The 4,508-nt window shown below is 35.5% G+C and carries 4 protein-coding genes; 1 reads left to right on the top strand and 3 read right to left on the bottom strand.

Going from position 1 to position 4,508, the window contains the following annotated elements:
* Nucleotides 1-111 precede the first annotated feature (111 nt).
* The gene (locus Q7P22_RS05950) at nt 112-1,329 is read left to right on the top strand and encodes a CdaR family transcriptional regulator (RefSeq protein WP_113921888.1); all 1,218 of its coding nucleotides are present in this window, start codon (nt 112-114) and stop codon (nt 1,327-1,329) included.
* 234 nt (nt 1,330-1,563) lie between these two features.
* On the opposite strand, the gene Q7P22_RS05945 is transcribed toward Q7P22_RS05950, so the two are convergent.
* From Q7P22_RS05945 to Q7P22_RS05935, 3 genes are all read right to left on the bottom strand, one after another.
* Entirely contained in the window at nt 1,564-3,510 is a 1,947-nt protein-coding gene (locus Q7P22_RS05945) for an NAD(P)/FAD-dependent oxidoreductase (protein ID WP_303861901.1), read from the bottom strand.
* A gap of 641 nt (nt 3,511-4,151) precedes the next feature.
* Entirely contained in the window at nt 4,152-4,289 is a 138-nt protein-coding gene (locus Q7P22_RS05940) for a hypothetical protein (RefSeq protein WP_303861898.1), read from the bottom strand.
* Nucleotides 4,277-4,508 (bottom strand): hypothetical protein (locus Q7P22_RS05935; RefSeq protein ID WP_303861896.1); only part of this gene is annotated, 232 nt, incomplete at its 5' end. The genes Q7P22_RS05940 and Q7P22_RS05935, both read right to left, overlap by 13 nt.

Genomic DNA, 4,508 nt, shown 5'->3' with positions numbered 1-4,508 from the left:
CTTGACCTGAACCGTCCCTCACAAACATTAAAAATACCTACCATTGAAAAGGTACTACCTTTTATTTAAATATGATAAAATTGTTATATCATATAGCAAAGGAGTTTTCTATTGGATTATCAAAAGAATTTGTTAGAAATTTATAAACAATTTCATGTAAATATGGATAAACCTGGTTTTCTCCCTTTAATTCGCTGTGCAAGCGAAATTTTTGAGGCACCTGTGGTTTTTACAGATAATAAATATGAGTTAATATCTATGTATCCAACAAAAAAGATTGAAGATTTTGTCTATGATACTTTATTTGAGGAAGGTGTTTTACCTGAGGAGACTATTGCTGCATATCATGAGGCCTATTTAAGGCAACCTGGCACAAGATATGAGCCTTTTTTTGAAGATGAAGGCCTTGTAGAAAAATGCCCTCGAATTTTTGCTGAGGTGTACGATGAGGTAAAAATCATCGGCCATATTGCCATATTCTTAAAGGATAAAAAATTTGAGCCATGGCATTTAGAAGCAACGTCCTTTCTAACGAGCACTTTGCGAATCAAAATCAATCTAACAAGACAAACTCCTTCTGTTAGGTCAAAATTCTTACAGGATTTATTAGATCGACATTCATTAAATCCAGTAAAAGAACGTTCTATTGCCCAATTGTCGAAGATGAATCTAGAAGATTCACTCCTTTTAGTGGCTCCGTTAGATCAAAGCAAATCACAACAGGCTTTTTCTTCTGTTGCTATAAACTATTGTTTAAACCAATACCCTGAATCCATCCCTATTGTATATAAAGATGATTTGGTCATTCTTTTGACTAATAAATCTAGCCACTGTAATTTAAAAAATACAGCAGAAAAGATTTCAGAGTATCTCTTTCAGTACAAGATTTTATGTGGTGCCGTTTATCCTATCAAAGATTTGTACGCTCTTTGTGATTATTACACTCAGGCCAGATTGACAGCTTTATTTCGGTACAGAGATGAAGTAGTAAATGGTGATTTTCACACTTCTCTATACTACTACGAAAACATTGCTCCCTACCCTTTATTTTTGCAACTAAGCCAAAATGAAGAATATAGATGTTTTATTCATCCAGTTTTAAAAGAGATCAAAGCATATGATGAGGAAAAGGGTATGACACTATACGAAACCCTTAAGGTCTATTGTAAAAATCTATTTCAAAAGAACGAATCAGCAGAAGAACTGCACATTCACAGAAATACTTTAAATTATCGACTTAGTAGAATCGAAGAACTGTTTCAAATTGATTTAAAAGACTACCAAACTCTTTTGCATCTTTTAATCAGTATAGAAATGTGTGCTTACTAGAAAAACTTTATCCATCTCCAATCAGTGTTCTATAGTCAGTTTTATGGGTCAACGTATATAAAAATAACTTAAATAAGCCGAAAAGGACTACCCCTTAACGGAGGTAATCCTTTTGCTATTATCCATAGAGAATTCTTGCATTTGACTCTAGTATTTTTTCAAGTCTTCCTTAAAACGCGGCCAAGAATCCTCACCCCAAAGAAATACCCTACCTTAGCCGCTGATTGCTAATAGCTAAATAGACATTCCTACTCTAGCGCCTTCAAATATAGCTTGTAAAGCACTTCTTGCTTTTTTAGCATCACCTATTACATAGACTTCTTTTGCCAAACTCTCTACATTTTCAAATTGAGCTTCTGATTTAGAGCCTACAGCAAAAATAATATGGTCGAATCCCTCTAATGCAATTTCTTTACCATCTTGCTCTGCATATACAGTATTGCCTTCTATACGTGAAACTTTAGTATTTGTGTAAATTTCAACGTCTTCTTTCTTTAATCTTTTAATAAGATCATCTCGAACGGTCATGTATAGATCCATAGCAATGTCTTCTTGCATTTCAACTACAGCGACTCTTTCACAGTAATCTTTACAGAACTCTGCTGTTTCAACACCTACCATTCCACCACCGATAACTAAGGCACTATTTGCAAGAATTTTATTTCCTACTAATACATCGTTAGCTTGGAATACATTTTCAGCATCATTTCCTGGAATATTTAATTTAAATGGTTTTGCACCCGTGGCTACAATTAAGACATCTGGTTTTTCCTTTTGAATAAAGGCGGTATCTACTGCCATATTGTAAACCATTTTAACACCATGTTTTTCACACATACGCTTAAAATATTTTATAGGTCGAGTTAATTCTTGTTTATATGGAGGATAAGAAGCGATTAAGAATTGACCGCCTGTTTTATTTTCTTCATTTTTCTCGTATAAAGTTACATTATGACCCCTTTCAGCTGCAATCCAAGCTGCTTCCATACCTGCAACACCCGCACCTATCACCATAACTTTTTTAGGTTCTTCCGCAGGGCCGTATTGAACCTCTTTACGATTGTTGCTCATAGGATTGAATATACAAGAAACTCCCCAATCTCCTTCTTGCAATGAATCGTGATCATTAAAGGACATACATCTTTGAGTACAGCCTACGCAAGGTACGATATCTTCTATATTTCCACCAGCCATTTTATTAGGAAACTCTGGATCTGCAATAGATTGACGTCCTAAGCATACAAAGTCCGTGTCTCCACGCTCAATCGCTTGCTCTATAACATATGGATCAGAAAATCTTCCTGCTAATAATACTGGTATATTGACGGATTCTTTTATTCTTCTGCAAATACGCCAGTTCCAGCCTTGTTGCCAAGCTGTTGGAGGAACAATTACATCCCAAGAAGCATAAGTGCCAGCAGAAATATTTAACGCATCTACACCATAAGATTCTAACATTCGAGCAAATACAATAGATTCTTCTTCCTCTAATCCTCCTGCCCTTCCTTCAATGGAATCCATTCTTACGATGATAGCAAAGTCTTCGCCACATTCTCTTCGAATACCTTCAATAATTAATTTATGGAAATAAGACCTTCCTGAAATTCCTCCACCAAATTCATCAATTCGCTTATTTGTTCTTGGACTCATAAATTGCAATCCCATATACCCGTGAGCACTGTGGAACTCAATTCCATCAAAGCCTGCCTTTTTACATCGAACAGATGCTTGTATATATGAGTCAATTAATTCGTATACTTGCTCCGTAGTATATTCATTAACATGTTCACGATATACAACAGAAGGAATCGATGATGGCGCTGTTGGCGTTTGGCCAATCATTGCCCTAGTAGTTTCTCGTCCCGCATGGTGTAATTGCACAATTGCTTTTGCACCACCAGTATGTATTGCATTTGCTAGCTTTGTAAGACCTGGAATATACTCATCAGAATACAATCTTGGCTCGCCAGGCATTCCAGATGCTCTCTCGTCTACTGCTGCAATTTCTGTAATGACTATACCAAATCCACCTTTAGCTCTTGCTCCGTAGTAATCGCAAGCCATTTTTTCAATAGTACCATCTTCTTCACACATAGCCGAATCCATTGCCGGTACAACTAATCTGTTTTTAACGAGCATTTTGCCTATATACATTGGTTTAAAAGTTGATTCAAAATTCATTCTACACACTCCATTCCTTATTTTATTATTACTTCCCTTTGATAAAATCATAACATCCCTTAGAATTCTTTACTATATTCATTATGACAAAGAAATAACGATAATTAGTGCAAATTGACGAGAATCTAGCTGCTAGTCATTAGTCACTAGAGTTAGGATTTTCTTTAGGGTCTAGGTGTGCCCCTATCCTTTAAATAGATGGGAAAAGAAAAACTTTCTCAGCAAAAGAAAAACATAGTTAAAAAACCTTCTAAACTTAGAAGGTTTTTTAACTACTTACGTATATGATTTTGTTTTAGGTTTGTGAGGGACGGGACTTTTCAAGTCAGATTTTTAGATTCTCAAGGGCCGATTCACTCTCGTTTGCAAATTAACCACATTAAGAATGAAACTTCAAGCAGAAATTTCGTTTTCTTTTATTTTAAGGTATTCAGCTCAAAACATCCCACCCCTAAGCAATCCTCCTTCTCAGGTGAGTCTTTTAGCCTGACGTGGCACAAAAACTTGACCCAAAATCCCACGTTCCTTGCGGGTCTCCCCATGGCATACTTTTCAGCTTTACCCTCTTAAAATACCGCTATATCAATTTCTTTCTTAATTGTTTTATTGCCGCTGGTAAAATAAGATACGTTTCTTTCGAATTACACTTTATATGTAGGCAAAGCCTCCCTTAAGAAAATGCCAAGCTCGTGTTGAAGGCTAAACTCATTGTATATATCAATATTTTGCTTTGTAACCGATTTAAAGAAATCTTGTACCAAAGCCTTTAATCTAAGCAAAATGAAATCCCTCCCAACGCTTTTACAAGACTCTCTCTATACTTTCTTTGATTTCCTTGTCCAGGAAAAGGAAGAAAAAATATGCTTTCACTTTCACAATAATTATCCATAATACTGGAATTCCTTATCTCAGGTTCTACGAATTTCTTTTTACATACAATAATCGTTTTAGGATTTAAGGTCTCAATAGTATCAATTAGTTTTGGTATGTTGAGGTGT

It is taken from the genome of Alkalibaculum bacchi (genome assembly GCF_937875145.1).
GTDB lineage: Bacteria > Bacillota > Clostridia > Eubacteriales > Alkalibacteraceae > Alkalibaculum > Alkalibaculum bacchi_A.
This window is presented reverse-complemented; position numbering and strand designations above follow the sequence as displayed.